Source organism: Enterobacter cloacae complex sp. 6730903, from assembly GCF_048283985.1.
Classification (GTDB): Bacteria; Pseudomonadota; Gammaproteobacteria; order Enterobacterales; family Enterobacteriaceae; genus Enterobacter; species Enterobacter hormaechei_C.
Map to the genome: position 1 here is coordinate 100,455 of NZ_JBLVXX010000013.1, position 6,699 is coordinate 107,153.

The 6,699-nt window shown below is 57.7% G+C and carries 4 protein-coding genes; all 4 read left to right on the forward strand.

The window, feature by feature from the left end:
* Positions 1-2,164 (forward strand): type VI secretion system Vgr family protein (locus ACNQ0W_RS09500; protein ID WP_417933192.1); only part of this gene is annotated, 2,164 nt, incomplete at its 5' end.
* Entirely contained in the window at positions 2,154-2,672 is a 519-nt protein-coding gene (locus tag ACNQ0W_RS09505; protein ID WP_062933517.1) for a hypothetical protein, read from the forward strand. The genes ACNQ0W_RS09500 and ACNQ0W_RS09505, both read left to right, overlap by 11 nt.
* A 208-nt stretch (positions 2,673-2,880) precedes the next feature.
* The gene (locus ACNQ0W_RS09510) at positions 2,881-3,321 is read left to right on the forward strand and encodes a DcrB-related protein (protein WP_062933518.1); all 441 of its coding nucleotides are present in this window, start codon (positions 2,881-2,883) and stop codon (positions 3,319-3,321) included.
* A 3-nt stretch (positions 3,322-3,324) separates the two neighbouring features.
* A partial coding sequence (locus ACNQ0W_RS09515) for a DUF6531 domain-containing protein (RefSeq protein ID WP_417933193.1) occupies positions 3,325-6,699 on the forward strand: 3,375 nt, incomplete at its 3' end.

The window sequence follows — 6,699 nt, forward strand, 5'->3', positions numbered from 1 at the left end:
GGACTACTGCGTGCAGTATCAGGAATCGAGCCTGGACTTCATCAGCCGCCTGATGGAGCTGGAGGGGATTGCGTACTACTTCAGCCACGAGGCCGACAAACACACTCTGGTACTGACCGACGCCGCGACGCAGCATCAGCCGTTCAGCGGCTATGAGGTCATTCCTTACCACCAGACGCCGTCCGGCGGCAGTACGGATGAAGAGGGGATCAGTCAGTGGGCGCTGGAGGACAGCGTCACGCCGGGGATTTACAGCCTCGACGACTATGACTTCCGCAAGCCGAACGCGTGGCTGTTCCAGGCGCAGCAGAACCCGGCGTCCCCGAAACCGGGCAGCATCGACGTGTACGACTGGCCGGGCCGCTTTGTGGAGACAGGGCATGCGGAGTTCTACGCCCGCATCCGTCAGGAGCGCTGGCAGGTGGAGCATCAGCAGATTCAGGCGACGGCCACGGCGGCGGGCATTGCGCCGGGTCACACCTTCACGCTAACCAACGCGCCGTTCTTCAGTGACAACGGCGAGTATCTGGTGACGGCGGCGGGCTACCACTTTGAAGAGAACCGCTATGCAAGCGGCGAGGGGGAGACCATTCACCGCACCGATTTTACCGTTATCCCGGCGTCGGTGTCCTACCGTCCGGCGCAGAGCACGGCGTGGCCGCGCACCTACGGCCCGCAGACGGCGAAAGTGGTCGGGCCGCAGGGCGAGAGTATCTGGACGGACAAATACGGCCGGGTGAAGGTGAAGTTCCACTGGGACCGTCTGGCGAAAGGGGATGACACCAGCTCCTGCTGGGTGCGCGTGTCGAGCGCCTGGGCGGGCCAGGGCTACGGCGGGGTGCAGATCCCGCGCGTCGGCGATGAGGTGGTGGTGGACTTTATCAACGGCGACCCGGACCGTCCGATCATTACCGGGCGCGTGTACAACGAGGCCAGCATGCCGCCGTGGGCGCTGCCGGCTGCGGCGACGCAGATGGGCTTTATGAGCCGGACAAAAGACGGTTCCGTGGACAACGCCAACGCCCTGCGCTTTGAGGACAAGGCGGGCGCAGAGCAGGTGTGGATCCAGGCCGAGCGTAATATGGACACCAGCGTCAAGAATGATGAAACGCACACCGTTGGCGGCGCACGCAGCCATTACGTGAAGAAAAATGAGCTGCATCGCGTGGAGGCTAATCAGATCCAGGCCGTGAAAGGCGGAACCGAGATCCTGACGGGTAAAGGCAAGCTGGATGCGGCGGTAGAGCAGTATGTTATTGCTTCCGGGACGAAGCTGCGGCTGGTCTCGGGCGAGAGTGCTATTGAGCTTAACGCTAACGGCAAAATTAACCTGATCGGCAAAGAGTTCAACTTCTTCGTTGAGGGCGATGGGTATATCACCACGGGCGGTAAGCTGCATCTGAATACGTCGGGCACCAAGCCGGGCACAACGGCACCGGGATCGGGGCATAAAGGGGATATTGATGCGGCGGTGCAGGAGAAGTTTTCTCCGAATAAAAGTGCTAAGAATCCGGCTCCCGCAGCTTCAGCGCCAGCAGCAACCAGACCAAAACCAACAACAAAATTTGCATCAGCGCCACCATTAAAAGGGAGTTACGTCTATCAAAATAATTCCTACAACTCTGATGTGATGCCCTTCAGTGAAGATGTAGTTAAGGAAATCAATAAGTCACCAACGCTTCAGACACAATTAAAAGATCTAAAAGATAAAGGGTGGGCTATTCAACCGGGAGCAGCAGGAGGGGGGAGTTACGCTGATACGAATAACAAATTGATTGTCATGGACCCTGAACACATGGAAGATACAGCCACAACGGTGCAAACTCTGGCACATGAGGCAGGGCATGCAACTTATCCTGTTGCGGTAGATTCTTCGAGTAAGGAAAGCTTCATCAACAGCCAGCTTATGGATGAAGGTGGAGCAACGCTGAATAATATTAAAATACAACGCGAGATCCTTGCAAACGGCGGTATTGATATTGATATAGCGGGAAGTGCCGAAAACCTAAAAGCATATAATTCTGCATATGATAAAATGGTAAGTGGTGAGTTATCTCGCATTGATGCAGCCAAAGCAATAGGGAAAGTGTATGGTAAAGGCGAAATAGCCTCAGGGACTAATCTAAATTATAATGATTACTATGGAGGATTCTATGGAAAGTAGGATGATTAAAGCTATATTCCTCATTGTTCTTCCACTATTTTCAATATTTACCTATGCAGGGCATAATAAAATGAATCAAGATTCGTTGTGGCAAATGATTAAAGAAATGAAATCAGTGTGGGGTAAACAAGTTGAGGATGTCAGTAAACTGTTTAACCAACCGCTGATTAATAATACACAGGAGAAAGAAGACCGTTATACTTCAGCTCCCTTTACGTTAACTGATGGCACACGGATCAGCAATGTGGATGTTCGTTTATGGGGAAATGGTGATAACAGCGTATCTTTGGTTTCTTTCGTAGTTAATCAACCATGTATTACTCTTGATCAAGTCAAATCTCATTTCCCGGATCTGAAATTGTCTAATATCCCTCGCGGAAACACGCCGGGACAATCAGTTGGATATCGCACCCCTACCGATGAACGCGGGCTGGCATGGGCATTTAGCTTTCCAGTTCTGAATCAGGAATGCCTGGGCAGGGTAGTTATGTCACGCTACGAACAATAAGTTGCGAGGCAACTTTACGGGCTGTGAAAGAAGATAATTATCAAACGGCCAATAATATCGCTGCCCCTAAAGTTTTTGCGGAAAAAAAGAAAGTGCTAACGTTCTAATGATCATATTTCTCTGAGTCGCTAAGCAGTAATTAATATTGGCGGTATAAATTTTAGCGCTTTTAATTTTATTTTTCTAATAAATCATCCCGAGTTCACTTATGAAATACACCCTCCAGGAAGGTTCCTTTACCCTTTTTCCTGCCGCCTGGCAGGACAACAGCATGAACATCATTCGCGATGACGAAAGCGGGCTGACCGTGGTAGTCAGCCGCGGCGTTATTCCCGATGGCAGCGACTACGAACAAGAGTTTCACCGCCAGTGGGACGTGCTGCGACCTCAGATGGGTGAGATCGCCCTGAGCGAATTTCAGCACGTAAAAGCCGGGCCTGACGGAAAAATTAACGGGCTGGAAGTTGAGACCACCTTTGACCGTAACGGCCAGCGCTTGTGGCAAAAACAGCTGGCCGTGCAGACGCCAGGCAAACCGGTACTGATGATTTTTACCCTCTCGGCCTTAAAAGCCTTTACGGAAGAGGACGAGGCGCGCTGGAGCGCACTGAAGCAAAGTCTGAAGCTAAACGACAACCGGAATGTGTAAGGCATGAGCGATAACAACGCGGCCCGTAAGGGCGACGAGATTATTCACTCCAGCATTTTTGCTGATATAACCAGCATTGTGGCGGAAGGTGCCGCCTATGCGGTGATTGGCGCGGCGGTGGGCGCAGCAGCGACCGTCGCGGCCCCACTGCTGGGAGCCGGGGCCGCAGCGGCAGGCGTGGCGGCGATTGGATCCAGCTGTCTGTTGAGCGGCATTATCGGCGGGGTTCTGGCGAACGTCGCCGGGATCACCGACGATATCAGCAACGCCGCTGAAGGGCTGGGTAACGCGCTTTTCCCGCCGTCGCCCGCGGGGAAAATCACCTCTGGTTCGAGCAACGTTCTGACAAATAAACTTCCCGCTGCACGCGCAGCCGGGACGTTAACACCTGCCGATACCCCGTCCCCTGAGCCGCAGTCGCCGGGCAGCTTTGCTGACTACGCGGGCATGCTGCTCTCCGCTGCCGGACAGTTCGGCAGCGAGATGTGGCAGCCCAGCGTCGCCTCTGCCGCCGCGGGGACCTCGCCGCTGGAAGAAGACAAGGTGGCGTGTGATAAACACTCCGGGCCGCAGTATCTGGCGGAAGGCTCGAAAAGCGTCTTCATCAACGGACAGCCAGCGGTGCGCGCAAAAGATCGCACCACCTGCGAGGGCACCGTTTCCGACGACGTCTCCCCTAACGTGATCATCGGCGGTGACACGCTCACGGTCCGCGACATCAAAAGCGGCAAAACGCCGGGTCTGGCGCTGGGGATGATTGCGCTCTCCCTGCTGCGCGGGCGACCGGGCAAGATCCTGAAAAACATGCCCTGCGCGCTGGCTGCTGCCGGTGGCGGGATGCTGGCGGATATGGCTGTCAACGCCGTGTTCGGCTCCTCGCACCCGGTTCACGCCGCCACTGGCGTGAAGGTGCTGAATGACGACGACGAACTCGATTTCTCGCTGCCGGGGCGCTTTCCGCTGCGCTGGCAACGCAGCTACAACAGCCTGACCACCCGCGAAGGGCTTTTCGGTCTGGGCTGGGCTACCACCTTTGACAGCTATCTGGCGCTGGAAGAAAACAACGCCACCTGGTTCGATGAAACCGGGCGCGAGCTGAGCTTTGAACTGCCGCCGGTCGACCGCGCGTTTTACAGCATCAGCGAAGGCATCATTATCCGCCGCAATGAGAGCGGCGACGTGGCGATAGCCGATGATGACGGCGCGGTGTGGCGTCTGTATAAACCGACCCGCGCTAACCCCTCCATCCTGCGCCTGGCCTCCCTCAGCGACGAGTACGGCAACGCGTTGCTGACGGAGTGGGATGAACACGGCAGGCTGATTGGTATCCATGATGAGCCGCGGGCAATCGACGTCACCCTGCGCTATGAAGATGAACGTTTCCCGCAGCGCGTTACCGCTGCCAGCCATTTTGACGGCAACCAGACATGGCCGCTGATGCATTGGGGGTACGACGCGCGCGGCCAGCTGGCCAGCGCAACGGATGCCTCCGGCGTAGTAACCCGTGAATACCGTTATAACGATGATGGACTGATGGTCTGGCACCGTCTGCCGGGTGGGCTGGAGAGCGAATACCGCTGGCAAAAATTTGACCACTGGCGCGTGGTGGAAAACCGCACCAGCACCGGCGACGGCTGTCGCTTTAGCTACGATTTAGCCGCCGGGCTGACGACCGTCGATCACTACGACGGTCAGACGCGAAAGCATTACTGGAACGCGCAAAACCTGATTGTTCGCTACGTTGACGAGCGCGGTGAGAACTGGCGCTACGAGTGGGATGACAACGAACTCCTCACGCGTCGCATCGATCCGCTGGGTAATGCCGTTACTTTCGTCTATGACGAGATGGGCAACCGGGTGCAGGAGATCGACGCCGATGGCAATACCCGCACCACCACCTGGCTGGAGCACCGTGCGCTTCCGGCGTCCATCATCGAAGCCGACGGTAGCGCCACCCGGTTCCTGTATGACGAACATCATGGGCTGAAACGCGTGGTGGATCCGATGGGGCAGACCACGCTGCTGCGTCGGGACGAGTTTGGTCAGGTGGTTGAAGAAGTTGATGCCGCCGGGAATAGCCGCTACCAGGAGTACAACGAAGCCGGGCAGATGGTGCGTGCGACGGACTGTTCGGGCCGTGTGACACAATACCGTTATCATCCGCTGGGCTGGCTGGTGGCTGAGATAAGCGCCGACGGCGAAGAGACGCGTTACCGCTACGACGCCGCGGGGCGTCCGGTGCAGCTCGACCGACCAGAAGGCTGGACCGAGTCGCTCAAATGGAACGAACGTGGTCTGCCGGTGAAGCATGCGGGTGCCGACGGGAAAGAGAGCGAGTTCAGATACGACGAGGCAGGGCGCTTAACCGCCACCCGTAATACGCAGGGTGAAGAGGTGCGCCGCCGCTGGGACATCCGCGGGCGTCTGATTGCCCTGGAAAACGAAAACGGCGAAGCGTATCAGTTCCGCTGGGGCGCAGACTCGCTGCTGCTGGAAGAGGTGGGGCTTGATGGCGTGGCCTCGCAGTATCGCTACGATGCCTGCGGGCGTACGATAGCGCGCACCTTTGCCGCCGATCATCCGGAGGCCATCACCCACGCTTTCGCCTGGAGCGCGAGCGGCCAACTGGTCGCCCGCACCACGCCGGAAGGGCAGACCCGCTACCACTACACCCCGTCCGGCCTTCTGAGTCGGATTGGGCTGCATCCCGCGCTTTCAGCCGATGCCTGGAGCGCCGAGGCCGAGCAGGAGCTTGTGTTTGAGTATGACGCGCTCGGGCGCGTCACGCGCGAAACGGGCGAACACGGGGAGCTGGCGTGGGAGTATGACGCGCTGGGTAACCGCACCTCCGTCACGCTGCCCGATGGCCGGGAGCTGAAACAGTTCTACTACGGCAGCGGGCATCTGCTCAGCATCGCGCTTGATAAGCTCTCGGTCTCCGACTTTACCCGCGACGAACTCCACCGTGAAACCAGCCGCACCCAGGGGCTGCTGACCACCCGCAGTGAATACGATCGTCTTGGACGACTGCATCGCCGGGACGTCTTTACCGGCAATGCCCAGCGCCCGTCGCCGCGCCGCTGGTCCCGCCGCTGGGATTACGACTATCGCAATAACCTGGTGCGGGAAGAGCGGGACGATAACCCGTTCAGCTGGTACCGCTGGCAGTACGACAGCGCCGGACGTCTGCTGGTTCAGGACGGCACGCTGCCCGGCCAGGAGCAGTGGCGCTGGGATGCTGCCGGTAACCCGCTCGAAGGCTTTGCTGAGAAGGTCACTCACAACCGCCTGACGCAGCTGAACGGCATTCGCTGGCGCTATGACATCCACGGCCGCACCGTGGAGAAGGATAACGGCCAGACCCGCTGGCACTACCGC